The 21,645-nt window shown below is 48.2% G+C and carries 13 protein-coding genes; 2 read left to right on the top strand and 11 right to left on the bottom strand.

Annotated elements, in window-relative coordinates:
• Positions 1-46 precede the first annotated feature (46 nt).
• The 4 genes from NSS66_RS14735 to NSS66_RS14720 form a co-directional block, all read right to left on the bottom strand.
• Positions 47-967 carry a hypothetical protein gene (locus NSS66_RS14735; RefSeq protein ID WP_340959256.1) on the bottom strand — a complete coding sequence of 307 codons (921 nt, stop codon included), beginning with the start codon at positions 965-967 and terminating at the stop codon, positions 47-49.
• A 161-nt stretch (positions 968-1,128) separates the two neighbouring features.
• Positions 1,129-2,082, bottom strand: a complete 954-nt coding sequence (locus tag NSS66_RS14730; protein ID WP_053326591.1) for an ADP-ribosylglycohydrolase family protein — start codon at positions 2,080-2,082, stop codon at positions 1,129-1,131.
• A gap of 81 nt (positions 2,083-2,163) precedes the next feature.
• Positions 2,164-3,252 carry a hypothetical protein gene (locus tag NSS66_RS14725; protein WP_340959254.1) on the bottom strand — a complete coding sequence of 363 codons (1,089 nt, stop codon included), beginning with the start codon at positions 3,250-3,252 and terminating at the stop codon, positions 2,164-2,166.
• Positions 3,252-4,244, bottom strand: coding sequence for a hypothetical protein (locus NSS66_RS14720; protein ID WP_340959252.1), 993 nt, complete (start codon positions 4,242-4,244; stop codon positions 3,252-3,254). Before NSS66_RS14720 ends, NSS66_RS14725 begins: the two co-directional genes overlap by 1 nt.
• Before the next feature lie 212 nt (positions 4,245-4,456).
• Between NSS66_RS14720 and NSS66_RS14715 the strand changes: the two genes are divergently transcribed.
• Positions 4,457-5,107: a hypothetical protein gene (locus NSS66_RS14715; protein ID WP_069081134.1), complete on the top strand. Its 651-nt coding sequence runs from the start codon at positions 4,457-4,459 to the stop codon at positions 5,105-5,107.
• 34 nt (positions 5,108-5,141) lie between these two features.
• Positions 5,142-5,711, top strand: a complete 570-nt coding sequence (locus tag NSS66_RS14710) for a DUF1697 domain-containing protein (protein ID WP_338532685.1) — start codon at positions 5,142-5,144, stop codon at positions 5,709-5,711.
• Positions 5,712-5,823: 112 nt separating this feature from the next.
• On the opposite strand, the gene NSS66_RS14705 is transcribed toward NSS66_RS14710, so the two are convergent.
• From NSS66_RS14705 to NSS66_RS14675, 7 genes are all read right to left on the bottom strand, one after another.
• Positions 5,824-7,569, bottom strand: a complete 1,746-nt coding sequence (locus tag NSS66_RS14705; protein WP_053325855.1) for a methyl-accepting chemotaxis protein — start codon at positions 7,567-7,569, stop codon at positions 5,824-5,826.
• 383 nt (positions 7,570-7,952) lie between these two features.
• Positions 7,953-10,745: an alpha-mannosidase gene (locus NSS66_RS14700; protein ID WP_340959249.1), complete on the bottom strand. Its 2,793-nt coding sequence runs from the start codon at positions 10,743-10,745 to the stop codon at positions 7,953-7,955.
• Positions 10,746-10,783: 38 nt separating this feature from the next.
• A complete protein-coding gene (locus NSS66_RS14695; RefSeq protein ID WP_340959246.1) occupies positions 10,784-13,939 on the bottom strand; it encodes a beta-galactosidase in 3,156 nt (1,051 codons plus the stop codon).
• The gene (locus NSS66_RS14690; protein ID WP_028542307.1) at positions 13,936-15,255 is read right to left on the bottom strand and encodes a glycoside hydrolase family 125 protein; all 1,320 of its coding nucleotides are present in this window, start codon (positions 15,253-15,255) and stop codon (positions 13,936-13,938) included. Before NSS66_RS14690 ends, NSS66_RS14695 begins: the two co-directional genes overlap by 4 nt.
• 26 nt (positions 15,256-15,281) lie before the next feature.
• Positions 15,282-18,395 carry an alpha-mannosidase gene (locus NSS66_RS14685; protein ID WP_340959244.1) on the bottom strand — a complete coding sequence of 1,038 codons (3,114 nt, stop codon included), beginning with the start codon at positions 18,393-18,395 and terminating at the stop codon, positions 15,282-15,284.
• Positions 18,395-20,698, bottom strand: a complete 2,304-nt coding sequence (locus NSS66_RS14680) for a glycoside hydrolase family 3 N-terminal domain-containing protein (protein WP_076295537.1) — start codon at positions 20,696-20,698, stop codon at positions 18,395-18,397. Before NSS66_RS14680 ends, NSS66_RS14685 begins: the two co-directional genes overlap by 1 nt.
• 22 nt (positions 20,699-20,720) lie before the next feature.
• Entirely contained in the window at positions 20,721-21,641 is a 921-nt protein-coding gene (locus NSS66_RS14675; RefSeq protein ID WP_068942194.1) for a carbohydrate ABC transporter permease, read from the bottom strand.
• Positions 21,642-21,645: the final 4 nt, after the last annotated feature.

Below are 21,645 nucleotides of genomic sequence, written 5' to 3'. Positions count from 1 at the left end.
AAAATTACTTTCAATCAACAAAAAAAACCACGTCTGCCGTGGTTTTTTATGCTAACTCTTCAACAGCCACCTGATATAGCAGAGAACCTTCACGGAGCAGCAGGCGGTTTTTTCTGAAATCCTGTTCGTGCGGCTGAAGAAACTCTTGATCGTCATTTAAAAAACGGATGTTTTGCCCTTTGCTCAAACTACCTGGCTTCACATTCTTTTTCAGGACATATTGTCCACTCTTTCCATACCCGCCATCGAATAAAAAGTGATATCCATCTGTAGCCACCCCAGAGCAGCCAGAAATCCTCGGATTCATAAACGTAATATTCGTGTGGTCACTACCGGAAATACGTCCTAATGAAAAGTCTGAATAGTAATAAAACCAGATTTCCTGTTCGCTGACTACGTTTAATGCATAGCAATCATCAATGGCTGCTGCTTGGTTCTCATATATTTTATCTCCCTTTTCATTCCAGGCGACAAGACCGGAGGACCCAACAGGCTCAACCCAACCATAATTGCCAAATATACCTTCGTCAAAATAACTGGTCCAGATCGTACCTTCTTCTGTTACCTGAACACTCTGGATGCCGTCTCCAAGCAACATCTCATTGACGGTATGACCTTCATAATCAAGGATTTTACCATTTAGATCGTATTGACCAGGTCCGTAATAATGGCACCGTGCTCCGACGAGTAACAAATGATTTTTTAGAGGCTGTACATAATGATAGTTGAACTGCTGCCCCTCCACACACACTTCTTGAATGTGATCGTCTAGGATGAGTACCTTGTAAGTATGTCTGTCTTTAAGAGAGGCAGGCGTGAACATCCCCCGCACTCGTTCTGGGGCTTTATCAATCAGCAAAATATACACGCGCCCATCAGGGCCAAATTGAGTCGAAACGATCTCAAATCCTTTTATGTCGTTGGAAATATCAGCAAATGAATGAAGCCGTTTAAATAGATGTGACAAGGTAATTCCTCCTCTGAAAGGTCAATAAAGTGAAGTGTTATTTGTATTGAACTCATTTTGTCATAACGGCATGTTGCTGAGTAGGGCGGAAGTATGGCGATATAGCAAACAAAAAAACAAGCTGGGCTCTGCTTCATAAGAAAAGCAGCCCAGCTTGATCTTTATAGATGTTCCCCTTGGAGCGTTTGGTCCTTCTCAACCTTCTGCCATAAAGCCTCAGTCAGTTCATCTATCGTCTCCTTCATCGCCAGCTTCTCGCGCCAACGACTCGGGATACCGCTTATTCCGTAATAAGCTCCTGCAATTTGCCCGTACACCGCCCCAGTCGTATCAGCATCATCCCCCAGATTCACTGCCAACAGTGCTCCCTCTTCAAATGAAGTCGAATGGTGGAATGCCCACAACGCAGCCTCAAGGGAACGAATGACATACCCGGTTCCTTGTATTTCAGGCGGCTCTTTATGCCGGTAAGATCCCCGAATTATTTCTTCAATGGCTACCGAATAAGCGGGCTCGTCCTGCCGCCACTTATAACAGACGTCCGCCGATAACATGGATTCTTTGTCCGCTCCTCGCAGACCTGCCACAAGGATTGAAGCAAGCACAGCACAGGCCTCCACACTTTCGACTGCTCCATGGGTGGTTCGTGAGCTCATCTCAGCATACATCACCGCCTCTTCCGGACGGTTCGCATAGGCCATAGCTACAGGTGCAAGCCTCATAATAGAGCCATTGCCGGCAGTCATGGGGTCAACGGACCCACTGTACGGATCTCCGGTAGCTTCGAAGCGATGCAGTGCTGCTCTCGTTGCACCACCGATATCAAAGCACGTTCCCGTGCTGCTCATATATCCCAAGTGGTACCAATTGGTGTATCGGCGCATTTGATCTGCCGGATCAAAGCCATCTTTTCGCACCATACTCTCGGCCAAGCAGAGCGCCATCGACGTATCGTCCGTCCACTGGCCCGGCTTTAACCCAAAGACACCGCCGCCCACGATATCCGTTACAGGTTCAAATGTACCTGGACTGCTGAATTCCACAGTGGTTCCCAAAGCATCGCCCACGGCCAGCCCAACCAGGCATCCCAAAAAACGATCCTTGATAAGTGCCATTTTTGTTTTACGCCCCTTTTCAAATGTAATAACTAACGCATATTTTCCCATCTCGCCAGGAAGGAAGCCCGACACTGCCATTTATTCGTAGCTTAAGGCTTTACAGCGGCTATCCGGTTTCAATTCAATGAAAATTCCTGCCTCTTGATGGTAAACGAGTGGAAACCGCTCCGTATCTACATATTCCCGCACACCGCTTGAAAGCCGCCATACCTGAAGCGAGACTCCTTTTCCCCATAAGAATAATCGGTCATCACAAATGGCCATATCCGCTTGGGGAAAAGGAAAAGTCCCGTCTTCAACAGGCTCACAATTTAGAGATGGAATCGCTGGAAGCACACGTCGGTACCCTGGCTGGGTCATATCGAATAGGACAACAGCCGGTTCAACTCCTTCCTCTCCCCAATCTTCCTCCTCCAGTAAATCAGCATCCATCTGTCCCCAAACCGCCAATGTATCGGGTCCTGTCCAGCACACTGGCCCATCCCAATCTATGGTTTGCCAAAGATCGCGAACCGACTGCCCCTTCTCCGATTCCCATGGATTCAGCAGCCAATCCGATAACGACCAAGTTCGGACCACTCCAATCGGAGCCCACACCCATCCCGTATCCGCAATCCACTTTCCCCCTGGTGAAATCAGCAGCCTCCCATGAAAATAATCTAGATAATGTTCATTTTTGCTGTCGCTGTTATAAACAGGGGTAGGCCTTGCTGTCAAAAGCATGCCTGTTTCTATATCCGTCAGGTCAAGCCGGTTCCATTCCGTCCCATGAACAAGAATGCATGCACCATCTTGGTGTACAAATGCCAGGGGAAACATACTTTTATCGTAGTGATATTCGTCCCGTGATAATTGCATTTTTCCTTGAGCATGGACTAAATCATACACTGCCGCATGCCGTCCAAAACGATTGGAGATAGCTACATAGCTGCCATCAGAACTGGTAACCATTTGGATAGGTTGCATGGGATTAAAATCAGGAATACAAATACGTGTGCACAATTCTGCGCTGCCAGAGCGAAGTTCTAGTCTCCACAGTTCTGCTTGTGTGTTTAGTGCCAGCAGGGTTATGCTTTCCTGAGAGTCACCCTTTAATGGATGAATGGCTGTAAGGCATCCGATAGACGGTGGTAAATCAGGTAAAGAAACGTGATGGAATGGCATCATTAAACCCCTTTTATTCTTGATAAATAATAATCTATACCCGTATTTGTGAAGCTGGATTTATCGATAAAAAATCTGATTTCAAGCAATGCAGACAATACTTTCATAAAAACTCCCGCTTTTTTCTTGCAAAACAACTTAAGATATGTAATTTCGCTAGGATCTCTTTTGAGAACAAAATAGGAGTAATTCATCAAGATCAAATAGGAGATGAACTGCTCTGTTGGAGATTGATGCTCATTGATACAGTCTATCAGCACCTCTAATACCCTATTTTTATTAGATTTGTAGGCTTGCATAAACATCGTTGCTTCTACAAATGGTTTGTTGAAATCATCGAATGGAAAATCATATACATCATGACTACCCAGCATGAAGTTAACCCATTGGCCTTGTAAAAATTTTATTTTTTCCAGCGCTGCTTGTGTATCCATATCCATCTTACTTTTGTTAATATGTTCATGCAAAATGTTAATAAGAATGTGCAGATCATAATATTGTGCGTCTTCCATTCTGTACATGATCCTATTATTTTCAATCGTTAGACGATCATAAATGTCGTCACCTAAACCCAGTTCAAATAAGAGATGGTGAAGGAAAAATAGTCTGTCCTGAGTAAGCGAGAATTCATTCCCTCTCTCTCTTAGATGTGAAACTTGATATTGATAATAAAAACAAAATAAGTTTTTTCTCCTATAAGCAACATCTTTATGTATATCAAAAACATTAAAAATGAACGAAAGCAATCGAACCAGGCGTTCAGCATCCAGTTCGCTTCGAATGACATGATCCATTTTTGTTAATAGCGACCTGTCAAACAGATCATGCCATCGCACTAGAGAAACATAATCCAGCTCGTTTATATTCAGGGTTAATATTCTTAAATTTTGCTCTTGATCGGGATAAGAATAAAATAGATATTCATGACTTAAATCAGAAATTCGCTCATTAAAATAAGCTCTTAATTTGTAATCGTATATTTTAGAAAATGACATACTTATCCTCCTTACAAGTAAGCCTGAGCATATTAAACTAAGCACAAAACATTTTCGAACTCCTATATTGTAAAATTAATCTGGATAGACTGGCAAGGCGGCACAATTACAGAAACATATGTTCTCCAAATCTATATTATGATATCTTTAGGCTAGAAATGAAACGTTATTGTCGGAGGTCATAGCCTACAATTAGAAAGGAATGAACACCTATGAAACAGTTAAGCGAAGCTCTGGCCTGTTTTGTACAACAACAAAACTTATATAATGAAGCCTATGGGCTGTTCCAAAACCACGACATCCAGCCCCGGATGGAGAAAATATCAGATTGCTGGGACAACCAGATTCCTGTATCCCCTGAACTTGAGTATCTGTATAGCCATTATGAAATGATCGATGCTAAGGCAGTGGGAACACACAAATTAAAAAATGCAGCAGTTGAAATCGGGGATGCCGCGGTTCTCTTTTTTGCCGCACCAGAACATCTGTATCGCCAACAGCTGGGCTATCGCTGGATTACATCTGGTGAGCTTGTCCAAGAATCTTCTTCGTGGCCGCCCCATCATGTCGTGATTGCCACTTTTAATGACGATCCAGTCATTGTCGATACTAGCGCACTCGGTTCCCCTGTATATGCTGCATTCGAAGGCGGTGTCCCGCAGCAGATTGCTGACTCTTTAGCTAACTTCTTTACGGCTCTCTCCATCCTGATTGAAGGTGCCTGTACCTTTAAGGGAGAATTGAAAGATGAGGAGACCTACGAAACCAAAGCAGAATATATCGAGCACGTAAAACCGCTGCTGCATCCGCTGTTGAGCGAAAATCAAACCACGTATTTAATGGAATACCTATCCCTTTGTTAGAAATCCTTTTTTTTGAAGAGAGGTGGGACTTTTTATGATCTATATCGCATTACTGCGGGGCATCAATGTTGGCGGCAACAACAAGATCGAGATGAAGAGGCTCAAGCAAACGTTTGAAAATGCAGGTATGGGGCATGTGACGACTTACATTAATTCTGGAAACATTATTTTTTCTAGTCAGACCCAGTCTAACCAGGAGCTTTCACTCATATTGGAACAGACGATTCTGGAGGATTTTAGCTTACCCATCCGCGTCATCGTCCGTAACATGAAAGAGATTCAGAGCATTATGGAAGCACTGCCGAATGAATGGTCTAATGATACACAGATGAAAAGTGATGTATTGTTCCTGTGGGATGAAATTAACGATATTTCCGTTCTGGACAAGCTTCCTTTAAAAACAGGAATAGGCCATGTAATATATACGACCGGGGCCGTTCTGTACTCTGTCAGCAAAGAACAAGTCACAAAAAGCGGGTTAACGAAATTAGTCGGAACCAAGCTGTATCAGCAAATGACGGTGCGGAATGTGAACACAACTCGTCAGATTAATAAGCTGATGCAAATGGCTGAACAGGAAGAGTTGCAGGATACGAGTTCTTGACTGTAATCCAAAAGCAACGTTGGAAGGGTAAACTTAAAAAGGAGCCTTTTTAGGGCTCCCCAACTGTTTTTCTTCGATGTAAAGTTCTCCCTAGTCTTTATATATTGTCTCGTTAAATTTTAAAGCCTTCGACCAGTTCATTCAGTCGGGCAGCGCTTCCCTTCACCTGATCAGACTGGTGTGCCACTTCAAGAGATTTCTCCGTCGATGAAACCATATTCTCTGCAATGTGCTGAGTGGATATAGCGGACTGTTCGCTGGCTGTTGCAATCTCATGAATTGCTCTCACCATGGTTTGGATGGTTGCATTCACCTGCTTAGAGGTAGCGTTCAAATCATTGACCGTGTTCGTATGCTCCACGGCATCATTGTAATATTGTCCTGCTGTATCCTCAAGCAGCTGATAATCCTTGCCTACCTGGGCTTGCAGGAAGTGCAGTAATTCTTCGGCATTAGTAGTTAAATTCTCTACAGATTGCACAACTTCTTGAGTAACACTCTGAATTTGGTCTACCGCGTGTTTGGAGCCGTCTGCCAACTTGCGAATCTCGTTAGCCACAACCGCAAACCCTCGACCTGACTCACCCGCACGAGCCGCTTCAATGGATGCATTTAGAGCCAGCAAATTGGTTTGTGCCGTAATTTCTAAGATGGACTGAGAAAGTAAACGAATTTGGTCTACGGCCTTGGCTCGTTCTAGCGCTTCCTTCATCTTTTCATTGGCCTTCCGGTAAATTTCCTTGGCCGCTTTATTGGATTCACTTGCCGCATGCTTCAATGTTTCGGCTTTTACACTTGTATCATGGGCAGACTGAGCTCTTTCTTGAGTTTTGACCGAAATGTACTCTGCTGCCCGCTGCATTTCTTCCGCCGAATGGTTCATATTTTCGGTGTATGCCGAAGTCTCTTCCATAGCTGCTGACAGCTGTTCGACCGTGGCAGATACATCTCTAATCCGCTCATTGAGATCTGTCATATTATGATTCGTCTGATCACTCAGTTGGTTAATTTGGCGTGACTCTTTGATAACCCCCGTAATGACCATTGAGGTTGAATCTGTCATTTGTTGAATGGCACGCGCAATCACAGCGATCTCATTATTTCCTTTAAGCAAGGCAGGATCAAGTGCTGCCGTTAAATTTCCTTGGGTAATCTCCTCACAGTATTTCGTAATTGTACTCATCCGGAAACGGATATTTCGAATGGCCGCAAAGGAGATGGTGATAAGAATAGCCAGCACGAGGGCCAGAACTGTGATCAAAACAATTGTACGCATTTTAATCTCATTTTGCGTATTTTGATATAAGTTGGCGGATTGCTCATTGTTATAATCTGAAATCGTAGTCAGCATCGTAACAATTGCCGTACTGGATTTATTAATCCGGCCTCTCTCTTCCGTGTCATACGTTCCGCTATTTTTTTTGACTGCCATGATTTGCTCAATATCCTGATAATATGTGTCTATACTCCCCCGTAGTTCCTCGTACATTTTCTGTTCCTTAGCATCCAAATTCCTTTGTGAGAATTCATTTAGTCCGGTTGTAACGCTATCTTTTCCTTTCTGCACCTGCTTATACTGTTTATCTGTGTACTCCTTATTGTCGAGTATTTTTGTATAATTAGCCCGCATATTATAGAAATCACTTTTGACTTCAAGAATATTCGTTTGGTGTTGAAAGCGATCCACATACAAAATACCTTGACCCTCTTTAGCTTGATACATACCGATAACCCCTACCAACGATACAATGAGTAAACCCACTAAGCTGATTACAATCATGGAGATCATCGTTGTCGTAACCTTTAAATCTCTAAAACCCTTCCCTTTTTTAGTCCTGTCTGATAGCTTGTTACTCATCCAAACCCCTCCAGATCGTCTATGGATAATAGTTCACGCTGCTCTCAACTTTCACGAGTTTCCGCTCGGTCTCCTTGACATTGCCCTCCAAACAACACAATGAAGCAGATCACAGAACGTGATGATATCTATATTTATATATATCGGTAGAAAGCGCTTAAATTTATAAGTAAGATAACAGTGATGCAAAAATAAAGAATATTATAATAGGCAACTTCATAGTTGGACTTGCTATGTAACTCAAAAATTTTGATGCTCATGGGCTTAAAGAATTTGCTAAACCTATCTACTATTTACTTTTAGCCATATGATAACAAGCCCCGATGATAAGTTATTCCATCGGGGTATATTATCCTATTGCTATGGCCTTCTTCTCTTTATTATTAAGTCTTCAATTTAAAACCTAGTGTGATAATTTCATGCGGCTTTACAGACTGAAGTAACTCATCAGAAGAATCCATTACGATGTCTTCTCCTTGTTCTTCGAGGATATTACTTTTATAAAAATCGTACTGTTGCGTCCTGGGCTTGATAATTAATTCGGCCATACTATGACTCATATTGTACCAGCGTAACAGCACATCCCCCGACAGCTCATTCATTTTCATAGAGGAAAAGGCAAGCTCCGTGCTTTTCCAATCAAACGGCGCATAATCTGGAGCAACTGTACCCTCATGAATCCCCGTTTGTTTTACAATCCAAGGAATTTGGTATTGATAGGCTTCTCTATACGCGCCGGACTGAATACCGTCGCCATCATGTGGAATGATTTCCAGACGGGCGGTATGCTCACTTGGACATTGCGCTTCCGGCGTCGGGAACCATCCCCAATCACCCAGCTCGCCAACTGAGCGAAGCAGCGTTACTGCAATCGTGTTACGTCCATCACGCAGCACTTCATATTCATTCAACCCGAGATTGGCCACGGTCAGACCGGTTTGTTCCCCGCTTACATCCACAAACGCCTGCTGATGCTGTGTGTTGCTTGGGTTTTCCCACTCAGGTGAGGGTTCATTGTCCCGGATTGCAATTTCAAACATGGAGTCCACCCGATGCTGACCAGAGTGTATTTCTGTCGGAAACAGCGCGCGTAGTCGGTGATCCTTGGCTTGGTTGTTGAAGGTGGTTTCCATGGAAACACCCCTGCTGTTCCGAGATAAAGAAATGACAGTCCGTATCGTCAGCGGAACAGTCTGTCGGGAGCGCTGAGCCTGACGATACGGATAATAAACTAGCTCTCGCTGCTCCTGCCCCAGCGTTTCATCCGCAGAGGCCGGTATTTCCCAATGATGGATAATCTCCAAGGATGCGAGAAAAGGTGTATCTTCAAGCACACGGATGTCAGCGATCAAATCTTCGGTGGTCCGCGCCTGCTCTCCCTCGGGATGTCTGAACATATACTCGTTGCCGATATCACCAACATTTTCATATACGCCAAGGTCTTTGTAGCTGCAGCCTGTACGCTTATCCGTCAGGGTAAAAGAGCCGTTATCCGCAATTTCGACGTGAAGCAGATCATTTTCCATACTTCGACTGCCTTGAAAAAGTGAAGAGGAGTCAGTCTCGACATTGCTTCTCAGCCAAGCATAGGTTTTTAAGCCTAAAAGGGGCACACGTTCTACCTCAAAGGTAAGGCGAACCCGACGAGACATGTAAGGCTGGCGGAATCGATCATCCGGCAAATCATAACCGAACTGTAGCCCGAGGTCCTCCACCTTGCATGCCACCGGACACCCTTCACTGTCCACCAGTACGCGCCCGGAAAGATCCACTTTCTTCGCTCGATGAGAGGCCTCCTCAAGCGTGTATCCTTCACGGAAGTACAGACGCACCACTTCCAGTTCTGCCGACACTATACCACTGCGTTCCCAGCCTGACGTATTAAAAATCACGAGTGGCAACGCATCTTCTCCAAAGCGACTGAAGCCCGTCGTATCCACTGCTTGCGCAATGACCTCAATGCTTTCATCCACAATGCTCTCGGCTACATGACGGCTCTTATCAAACCGGGTCACCATCTCACGGTGCACCTCGTCCACACTACAGCCGCAAATACTGTCATGCGGATGGTTCTGCATCAGTGTTTTCCAGGCATAGGTGAACAAATGGTGAGGGTAAGCCTGCCCCAACAGATGCGCGAAGGTTGCAAGCGGCTCAGCCACTTTTTCCAGCATCACTTGTCCCAACTGGTTCATCTGTTTCAAATACACCCGGGCAGAAGCCGTATTCACCAGCGTTCCCCAGCCGTCCGTGCGCTGACTGCGAAACTCTCCCTTCACTGACGAGAGTTGCCTTTGGGAAGCCCGTTTCAGAGAGGTCAGATAATCGTTGAAATTAGAATGAATAAACTCGATATCCGGATAAAGCTTCTGTGCGGTACGGATTGCTTCCGGTAAATCAAGCTGTAAAGGCTGGTGATCGCATCCGTTCATGAACAGCAGCTCGCCAGTTGAAGCATATTTTTGCGCATCATCCAGTTTACGCTTCCAATAAACCTTGGCTTCCGCCTCATCTACCGGAACCTCATTGCCGTTGGAATACCAGTTAGCGAATAAAATACCGAGTACCTCCGATCCGTCTGGCCCCGTCCATAACAGTTCCGAAAAGGAGGACTCGTAGCCTCTATCCGACACTGTATTGTTAAACCCTGTGGGCTTTACGCCCCTTCCGAAGAAAACATTCGTAATCCCCGACTGTAGCATTAACTGCGGAGTCTGCCCAACCAGACCAAACGTATCGGGGAAGTATCCGATCTTGGACGGATTGCCGTAACGTTCAGCATCGCGGTGCCCGATCTGCATATTACGTACATTGGCTTCGCCGCTGGTCAGAAAAGCATCCTGCAAAATGTACCAGGGTCCGATAAAAATACGACCATTGCGAATATGCTGCTCCAGCCGTTCCTTATGCTCGGGGCGAACCTGTAGATAATCCTCCAGAATGATCGTCTGCCCGTCCAGATAAAAGCTTTTATAATCCGGGTCCTGCTCCAGCTTATCCAGTAGAGAATCCATCAGGCTAATCAGGCGCATATGGTGCTTCTCATAAGGCAAATACCACTCCCGATCCCAGTGGGTATGCGAAATAATATGTGCTGTCGTCTTGCTACCCGTATATGTGTCTACTTCCCTGCTTATCGCTTGATTGCTGATTGATTCATCCCTTTGCTCGCTCATCGCATATCTCCTCACCGTATGTCTTGACCTGCCATTGTTCACTGTATCACTTCAATCGTCACGTCCTCGGGACGATATACTGCTAGCAACTGACCTTCTCGATCCACAGCAAACAAGGCAGAGCGGCTCCTTGGCAACAGAAAAGCGTAGGATAATCCAGTCGCCTTATCTCGAACACGCACTTGCGTATCCCGTGAAAACTCCGATACGAAAATATACAAGCCCCCATTCTCGAAATTCAGCTTACGTCCATATAGTCCCGGCTGATCGCCACCGTCTATCCACTCCAGTTCTCGCTCCACCCCGGCGGCAGTGAGGGCATAGCGATATAGCTCACCAATCGGCTCATCCCTGCTATTCAACTCCAGTGGAAGCGGGCTCCAGATCAAGCGCCCCTTGCCAAGCGGCAGGTTCACGACTTCATCCCCCATCGCTCCATCCGCTTCCGGTGACAGTTGTTCCTCCTTAGCCACCTCAGCAATTCGCCGCTGACCGAATGAGACAGGGAAGGTTTGACCCTCCAGACTCATCACTTCCTCCCGTTGGACGTTCCCCAGCGTACGCTGCCCAATAATATCATCGACTCGGTCGCTCACTTTCCAGTAAGGATCAAGGCCCAACGGTCCGGTGACTAGTAAAGTCACACCGAAGGAACGTACCATTTCCAGAAGATGTTCCAGCGATGTACTGTCGAAATTGTGCGCGCTAGGGATCATAATCAGTTTCGGTAACTGCCGCTTGAGCGAGTCCAGATGATACTCGGAGACGGCACGGAATGGCTGCTTGAGATCATAGGACATCACCCGGGTAAGCCGTGTCGTGGCATCAAAGGCAAGCGATCGGTTGGAGAAATCATTCGAGTACGGGAATACAACAGCCGTTTCCTCCAGCTTTCGGTCTGTAAACAGATCGCGAATATCATTCATAAAACGCCCAAAATCGTAAGATACCTCTGCTTCCGGCTTCTCGGTCCCATCCGCACGTAACGCACCGATGTGAGATTCATTGGCATTATCCATATAAAAGTTCGTATTCCATATCCAATGAATCGCACCCGCTCCACCAGTCGAAAAGGCATACGCATACTTGCGCTCCAGCATGTCGCGCAGCTCCGCCTCTGAACGCTTGGCTCGACCATCCGGCGTCTCAACATACATTATTCCGGTTTCCTGCACGAGATTCGGTTTGTCTGGTGTTTTGGCAAAAATACCGTCCCACACCAAATGGTCATTCAGCCACCATGAATGCACCGTCGTATAATCCACCACAGCCTCATAAAAAAACGGAGACGGCCGCTGCGCGCCCATTGCCTCGTCCTGTCCTACAGTTACCAAATGCCCGGGACAAAGCTCTCGAATCGTAGTCGCCAATTGCTCGGCCCACAGATTGTGCATATCCATTGAAAACAGACAGTAATCCAGCCACTTGGCTCCCTTTTTGGCCTGATGCATATCCTGAACGTCGAAGTTTATCTCCTCCGGTTCGGGAATTGTGGCAGAAGCAAAACAGGGAAGCTGCTGTGGCGTCATATTCCATGCTTCCTGCAAACCCTCAATGCTGCCGTGCCGTTGCCCCAGCCATGTGCTGAATGCCTCCTGTTCCCATGAGTTCCTCGCAGAACGCGGACCATCCGCGAAAATGCGCGACGGATCAAACATGGAAGGCTCGTTAATCAGATCCCAGTCTACATGGGTTGTAGTCGTGTGACGGCTGACAATACTGCGAATGAACCGCTTTTGTGCTTCCACGCTTTGCGGATCGAGATAAGGGTTAACCCCTTCCCATGTTTCCGGTGTAAAAGAAAAGAACGTGAACGTCACCTGCAATCCATGCCTTTTGGCTGTCAGCAAAAAAGCATCAATTGCTCGAAGCGCCTCTTCCGAGGCGTGCCCGTCTATCTGCATCATGTTGCGATAAGCCGTCCATACCCCTGTACGAATCCAGTTGATGCCCGCTTTGGCCATCTGGGCCATATCCCGGTCCCAAATTGCTGCATTGGGCAAAAACAGAAACTTCCGTGCTACATCTGAGGTCATATAGGTCATGCCGACAACAGGCAACGGGCGCCCATCCTTTATAAAATAGTCCCGACTGCGCATGATGATCTGTCCTTCAGCCAGCAGTTCGGCATCCTGCCCCCAAAAGCCCTGTCGCAATATACGCACTTCACCATCCGATGACTCGGCTCGGCAAATGACCCGATATAAACCGCTTAGGATGGAAAAGGAAAGGGGAATACGTACAAAGTCCTGTTCTCTGCTAACTTCAATTTGCAAGCGCTTGCTCCATACCTGCTGACTGTGATCATCCAATATTTGCTCCACCGTCAGGTCAAAGCTCCATATCTCGTGATATCTGGGCGTGGCTCCTCCTCGCTGCAATCTTTGGGTTTGAAGTGTCAGTACGGCTCGTTCCCCAGGCTCATAAGCAGCATAGTTTGGCTTGATAGATAGCTCCGTCATCCCCTTGGCGCAAAAACGTGCCCATTGGGCAAGCAACTGCTCCCCATCCTGTTCCCAAAAGGAAGCTATCAACGGCAATTGGACAAACATCCAGCGTGCGCCGGCAAACAGACCTCGGGCATGCTCCCATAGCACCACCGGGGCGGCAATGTCCCGTCCGTCCTTACTTACTCCCTTGAGCAAAGGATAAATTCGCGTATTCATCGGCCCGGCAGAGCCCATTTGGTGCGGCAGATCGCTGCTTTTGGTCGTATGTGGAACGAGATTCCACGTATCCGCCACCTGGAACAGAGACTCCTGACCACACAGCACAGGAATATCCTCTGATGCGACCAGGGAAGTCACCTTCGACGCGTCTACTCTCAGCACCTCATGAATATGCAATTCCTGATGATATGCAGTCTGCTCAGTCTCAATTACCCAGTCTCCATGCTCATCAGCAGGATCGCGGACCGGATTCTTAAAGGGTGCTCCCCCGACGTTAAGCAGCCCCCCTCCCCTGTGGAGAAATGCCACGATTTCGGTCCAGGCGGACTTGGGGAAGTACGGTGCATGCAGATTGACAAAGCAGCCGTTGTCCATATGCTTTAGCGTTTCAGCCAGTTCATCGGCTCGTACGACCACCACGTCTGCAACTCCCTGAAATGCCTCGTCTGGCAACAGGCTCCCTATAGCGGGAAAGCCTTGCTCACTGAAAACAACGATGGATGGGTTTACTATGGATTCATTCATAACAAGCCATCCTTCATGGCCTTATACACAAGCTGGGCAAACAGACTGTTGGACCAGGCGAACCATTTTCTCGTATAAACCGTGGGATCATCTGCATGAAAGCCTTCATGCATATATCCGGTGTCGCCATCGGTCGCTTCCAGCATCCGGATCATCTCCAGCTTTTCTTCTGTTGTCTGGGCCGTTAACCCTTGCATAGACAGGGACATATGCCAGATGTAACCCGGCAGAGTGTGCGGACTTCCGATGCCTTTAGCCGCCTTGCCTTCATAGTAAAACGGATTCTCCTGACTTAAAGCGAAGAGTCTCGTATTTTGATAGATCGGATCGTCCGCCGTCGTATAGCCCAAATACGGAATGGACATCAATCCCGGCGTACCTGCGTCATCCATCAGGCAGTAGTTGCCAAATCCGTCCGTTTCGTAAGCATATATAGGCCCGAATACCGGGTGGCGGTAAATGCCGTACAAGCGGATACCGTGCTCCACCTCAGCCTCCAGCTCCTTCAGCTCGTTCAGAAAGTCCATATCACGAAATACCCACTCCGCAAACTCCTGCATCTGCCGTAAAGCAACTACCGCAAACATATTACCGGGTATATTGTAGTGGAAATCGCAAGCATCATCACTGGAACGGAAGCCCGACCAAATCATCCCTGTATAGTTTACAGGCATACCGAGTCCCTGATTGCGCAAGGAATCGGTGAAAATGCCGTTATTACGCGTAAACCGATACGCAGATTGCTCTTGGTGACGTTGCTCCGTTTTGAACACATCCACCATTTTACGCAGAGCCATCTTGAATTTTGAATCAAAAATATCGGTAAGCTCCGTTTCCTTCCAGTACATATAAGCCAGCCGAATGACAAAGCAAAGCGAGTCGATTTCAAATTTTCGTTCCCACACCCATGGCGACATTTCCGTCTCATCGGCCGCGTTCCAGTGCCAGTCATTCGCCGTCTCATTGAACGCATTCGCATACGGGTCTATGAGGACATAATGAATATGGCGCTTGATCAGACCACCAATGATACGCTGTAAATCAGCATCCTCCCTGGCTAACGGCACATAATGAATGACCTGCTCTACGGAATCCCGCAACCAAAGAGCCGGAATATCACCTGTAATGAGAAACGTTGTCCCATCATCCATTAGTTTGGTCGTCGTCTCCAGCGAATTCGGAAAACAGTTTTTAAACAGCTTCAGCAGCTTCGGCCTGTGAGCCAGTGCTTGCTCCGCTTCCTTAAGTACGTCCTGAACAGCCTGCGGCAAGTCAAGGTCGGGCATCGGTATTTTGGGAAGTCTGAATTGTTCCAATAGCTTTTTCGCTCCTTTATCAATATCTATTGCAAGCGTATCGTTTTAATTTCATAAGGTGTAAAAGACAATGTGAGACAGCTATCTTCCAGCTCAAGCGGCTGAAGGGGTTCCTCCAGCGCATTCGACACGTAGGCTGCGTTGAACGTGTAAGGCCAGATCAACTTGATCGTTTCCCGTCCCCCAGAAGATTCGTACAAACGAAGAATCGTCCCCAGTCCATCTTCGGCCGGCTTGATCGTATCCAGCACAACGTGACGGCTATCAAAGTTAATGAACGATCCGCTGCTCGGCAGCACTCCAGTGCTGCGCTTTTGCTGTTGCACAACAGGCATATCTTGGTTCAGCTCAGCCGCATGACGCAAGGTATGGGCGCTGCGCCAGTCTCCCACATGCGGATATAGCGAATACGTAAAATCGTGCTCGCCCAGATCGGCATCTTTATCCGGCCATTTGGGTGCACGCAGCAGAGACAGACGGATGGTGCTGTCTTGAATGTCGTAGCCATATTTGCAATCATTGAGCAGACTCACGCCATACCCGTGCTCGGAAACATCCGCAAATCGGTGTCCACACACTTCATACTGCGCCTGCTCCCAGCTCGTATTCCGATGGGTCGGCCGCTCCAAAGCACCAAAAGGAATTTCATATGTCGCCTTGTCCGTAACCACATCTATAGGAAAGCCTACCTTTAGCAACTTGTGCGCTTCATTCCAGCTCACATGCGTCCTGAAATCAATTCGCCGCTCATGATGATAAAAAATCACATCCTGTGTCATTTCAGATTGATGGATTCGCCATCGGAAGCGCAGCACATCCTTCGTTTTCCCCTGGAGCACTACTTGTTTTTCCAGCAACTCGGCTTCTCCTGCTACCTGTTCCTCATAGCGGTCATCCAAGTCCCATGCATCCCACAAGGTCGGACGGTCATGGAAAAAATGAAAACGGTTTGCCCGTGCCCCGTGCTTCAAGATTTCACGGTTTGCCGCTTTATCCAGCAGACGAATCATTTCGCCCCGCTCATTAAATTGCACCTTATAAAATCCCGTCTCCCAGATATCCCCCAGCGATCCAGATATCACATCTAGCTCGGGCTTCTCACCTGTTTGAGCCTGTTCTCGCTCCAACCAAATCGTTTTGTAGCCCAGTGCAGGAACATCCGGAATACGGACCGAAATGCCGCCTTCCTCCATATCGATGTCCAGCCGCTCGGCTTCATCATTAGCGTAGTGGTAGGCATACAATCCCTTTGCCGATTCCGTAGCAATATGGATCACGGCACTACGGCTCCAGCCCAGGCTGTTAAACACAAGATACGGCATTCCTGTTCTCGAGCCTTCCGTGTTCACTTGAGCCGCCAGCGTCGTAATCCCCTGTTGAAGCCCGACATGTCCCCATTCGAAAATTTGCTGATACTCCTTATCCGAAGTGCCGTAAACCTCGGTAATCGCAGAGCCGGGGATAATATCGTGGAACTGATTCAACAAAATCAGCTTCCAGCCCTCATGCAATGCCGAACAGATGTCCTGCACCTGCTTCGGCTCCAGCTTTGGTAATGCCAGCGTGCTCCATAGCTCTGCCTCGCGGTAGACTCCCTCCGCTTTCCGGTTATTACGTTTGTTGCGAGCATGGGTCGTGTAGGTTCCCCGGTGCAACTCAAGGTACAAGTCACCATGCCATTGGGGAAGCTTCGGATGCGCCTGATCTATGCCTGCGAAAAACTGCCCCGCCGTGCTGAACCGACTCGCAGGCAGTCCCACCATTAGCGGAGAACGCTCTATATATTCCAGCATTTCACGCGTAACTCCACCGCCGCCGTCTCCATGTCCATAGAGCAACATGTGCTCAGGATGAGCCGATTTTTCACGATAGGACTGCCAATGGTCATGAATGTCCTGTGGCCGTGTATTTTCATTCACGCCATGATTGAGGTAGGACAACATCGAAGTACCATCGATGCCCACCCAGTGGAACAAATCGTAAGGAAACACATTCGTATCATTCCAGCCGAGCTTGGTCGTCATAAAATAGTCTATCTTCCCATGCTTTAAAATCTGCGGCAGGGACGCACAGTAGCCGAACGTATCCGGTAGCCATTCGATATGAGAGGTTTTGCCGAATTCCTGTTGGTAAAAACGCTGACCATACAGCATTTGGCGGATGAGTGATTCGCCACTGGGCAGGTTCAAATCAGGCTCTACCCACATCCCCCCAACCAGCTCCCACCGTCCTTCGGCGACTCTCGCTTTGACCCGTTCATACAGCTCTGGATCATTTTCCTTTACAAAAGAGAACAGCAGCGGCTGGCTCTGTGCATATTGATATGCCGGGTATTCATCCATCAGCGCATCCACCGTTGAGAAGGTTCGGCTTGTTTTCCGTACGGTCTCGCGCATCGGCCACAGCCAGGCAATGTCAATGTGCGACTGTCCTACCATGTGCTCCAAACCTTGCGCATTCCCACCGATCTTCTGAACTTGCTGAATGAGCTCCTTTTCTGTCGCTGAGATCGCTCCCCCTTCTCGAATGGCGTCTTCCTCCAAATTCGCAAAGCAATCCATCACCCCATACAGAGCTTTCAGCAGGCGTATTCTGCGGATATCGCCCTCAGGCAGCAGTAGAGCGGCTTCGCTAATAACGGTAACGGTATACATCAGACTCTGCACGGGCTTGTTTAGCCGTACAAGATAGCTTGTAATAGAAGAAATCGGAGGTTGAATGACAGCCTGCCGATTAAGTGGATCAACGGGTTCGGGTACAGGATCAAACAGTTCTATATCCAATACCGGTGAAGGCCCGATGACCTGCGGATTAAGCGTGACATAGGTATGATTGCGATCAAGCCCGTGATAGGAAGCACCATTGACCCGCAGCAATCCTTCTCCCCCGGACTCAAACACCAATCCAAAAGGTTTTCTCAACCACGCTGTCGGTACATCCAACTGCGTTTGAAAAAAATAAGTCGTCCCCTGACTGCTGGGGAATCGCTTGAGGTCCAGTCCTTCCGATAAAGGTGCGGCGTCTTCGTATTGACCTGGTGTTTGGTAAGTGGAGCGTGTAATGTTCCAGCTTCGCAAATCCAGCTTCTCCAGCCATTGGCATTCCGACAATTCCCGAATCAGGCGTTTGATACGCTCCATTATTCATCCTCCCGTACGATCAACTCGGCACACAGGGTATCTTTGGAGTGCCTGCCTACTTGAATAGAAAATCGCCCTGCCTCAACGACCGGCTGTAGATCACGCCCTATATATTGCAGCTTGTCGGAGCCTACAACAAACTCAACCGTCCGTGTTTCTCCCGGCTTTAATACAACTTTGCAGAAGCCCTTGAGCTCCCTGATTGGGCGGGTCACCAAACTCACCGTGTCCGAGATATAAAGCTGTACCACCTCAGCCCCTTCCCGTTCTCCCGTGTTGGTTACATCGACTGTAACCGTAACGGATTCGTCCGCTCGGATCGAGTTGGTGCTTAATGTAAGCCTTTCATAGCTAAATGTCGTGTAGCTGAGACCGTAGCCAAACGGATAGCACGGCTCGGAATCGTCCTCCAGATACCGCTTGCCCCGGGAACGCTTGCCATTGTAATATACCGGCAACTGGCCGACATGCTTAGGGATGGAGAGGGTCAAACGTCCCGAAGGATTTACATCCCCAAATAAAATATCCGCGATTGCATGTCCCCCCTCCTGACCGGGATACCATGCTTCCACAATGGCGTGCGCATGCTGCTCCACCCACGGCTCAGCAATCGGTCGCCCGTTCATATAAATGACGACCAGTTCCTTTCCCAGCCTGTAGACTTCCTGCATGAGTTGGAGCTGTACCCCCGCAAGCCCCAACGTCATCCGGTCGATGCCTTCGCCGCATTCCATGTCGTTCCAATCGTGATCCGATACCTTCGACGCGCCGGTTTTAAGATCAATCGTCCCTTCCCCGAAATCGCGGGCGCTGGACCCTCCAACCACCATCACCACTGTATCGGCCTCAGCCGCACATGCCAGTGCATTTTCAAAGCCTTCCCGGGATTCTCCCTTGATCCGGCAGCCAGGTGCGTACAGAACGCTAACCTGATCCTTGCCCAGCTTGCCACGGATACCATCAAGTACAGTTATCACGCGGGATCTCGGCTGCGGTGATGTATAATCTCCCAACTGATTGTAGACCTGATCCGCATTCGGGCCGATGACCGCAATACGCTTGGAGGTTTTCGGCAGGGGGAGCGTTCCATCGACGTTTTTGAGCAGCACAATCCCTTCGGTCGCAAGCTGACGAGCCAACCGAATATGCTCCGCCTGACCAATCACCTGCTCTGCTCGTTCCGCATCCACATACGGTTTGTCAAACAGACCCAGCCTGAATTTTAGCGTGAGCACCCTGCGAACCGCCCGATCCAGCACACTCGTCTCCAGCTTGCCAACGCGAACCGCCTCGGCCAGATGACTTCCGAACATTTCGCCGGACATTTCCATATCAATCCCTGTGCGAATCGCCTGCACAGCGGCATCCGATCCATCCTCGGCCACATCGTGCCCGCTCGCCAACATTTCAATCGCGCCACAGTCCGTAATGATCACACCGTCAAATCCCCACGCCTGACGAAGAATATCGTCCAATAGCTCAGCATTCACTGTACACGGGACCCCATCGATTTCGTTATAGGCTGGCATAACAGATTGCGCCCCTGCTTCCACCGCTTTTTGAAATGGATACAGATCCACCTCCAAAAACTCGCGCCAGCCCATATGCACAGGTCCGGCGTTACGTCCGCCTTCCGAGCTGCCATAGCCTGCAAAATGCTTTAATGTAGCAGCTACGCTATGTTCGCTGAGTAAGCTTTCCCCCTGAAGCCCCTCCACTGCGGCAACAGCAAATTCACCGATGAGATAAGGATCTTCGCCGAAGCATTCCTCTGTGCGTCCCCAGCGCGGATCACGCACAACATCAAGCACGGGCGAGTACGTGACTGCCCCACCCTGAGCGCGGGTTTCACTCGCAACCGCACGGCACATATCGCGGTACAGATCGACATTCCATGTGCTGCCGATGGACAGCGGAACCGGAAACACAGTGCCGTCAATCGCCATATGCCCATGAGAGCATTCCTCACCGATCAGTATCGGGATGCCAAGCCGGGAATGCTCTACTGCATAGCGTTGGATCAAGTTCACAGCCTTCGCCCCTTGCTTGGCAGATAAGCCATTCTCCAAGGTCACCCCGGTCCACGGATCAGCGCGAAGTACCCCGTATAAGGAACCGACTCCCCCATTTTGCACCTGCTGCTTGAAATCATGATGTAGGGACAATCCCCCATCTGTGTGCTCATACACTTGCCAGCCAAAGGGCTGCACAAGCTGTCCCACCTTTTCCTCTATTGTCATCAAACCGATTAAGTGCTCCACCCGTTCTTCGATCGGTTTGCTTTTATCTTTATAAATCAACATGGTCATGCCCTCTCCTCCCCTGTTATTCCTTCACAGCCCCAACCGTAAGCCCCTGCACAAAATAACGCTGGAAAAATGGATAAGCGAATATAATAGGTAGCGTCGCCAGTACTACCATCGCCATTCGTGAAGTATCCTGCGGAATGGATTGAAGCGCAGCCAGGCTCATAGAGCTATTCTGCGAATTTTGCTGGATGAACTGAATGCTGGATTCAATCCGCATCAGCATGGACTGAAGTGGCACCAGATTGGGATTGTCAATATACAACAGGGCATTAAACCAGTCGTTCCAGTAACCAAGCGTACTGAATAAACCAATGGTCGCAAGTCCAGGCAGAGAGAGCGGAAGCACCATTTTTAAAAAGGTGTAAAACTCGCCTGCCCCATCTATTTTGGCTGATTCGACGATGGCATCTGGCACGCTGGTGCTATAGAATGTGCGCAGGATCATAATATAAAAGGCATTCATAGCCAGCGGTAAAATCAAAGCCCAAATCGTATCCTTAAGCCCGAGCAATTGGGAAACGACCATATAGGTCGGGATCATTCCGCCATTAAAGAGCATGGTTAAAATTGCAAAAACCGAAAAAAATCTTCTATAACGGAAGCTCTTTCGTGAAATAGCATACGCATATAATGAAATAAGAATGAGACTGATCACCGTACCGATGACCGTTACAGCAATCGTCACCCCATAGGAGCGCAGTAGCGTATCACTGGTACGAAATATGAAACGATAAGCCTCCAGACTCCATTGGGCCGGGACTAACCGATATCCGTCCCGCGCCAGCGTTTTCTCATCGGTTAGGGAAATAATGACGACGAATAAAAAGGGAAATACACACAAGAACGCGAACACCCCTGCTACCACATTCAGAACAACATTCCAGCCCCGTGAAATATGATGGAAATCTCGTTTTTTTCTTTCTTTTCCAGAAGCCACAGTC

The sequence above is a fragment of the Paenibacillus sp. FSL R10-2748 genome (genome assembly GCF_038005565.1).
Classification (GTDB): Bacteria; Bacillota; Bacilli; order Paenibacillales; family Paenibacillaceae; genus Paenibacillus; species Paenibacillus polymyxa_B.
Note: the sequence above shows the minus strand (reverse complement) of the source record. Positions and strands in the feature narration are given on the sequence as shown.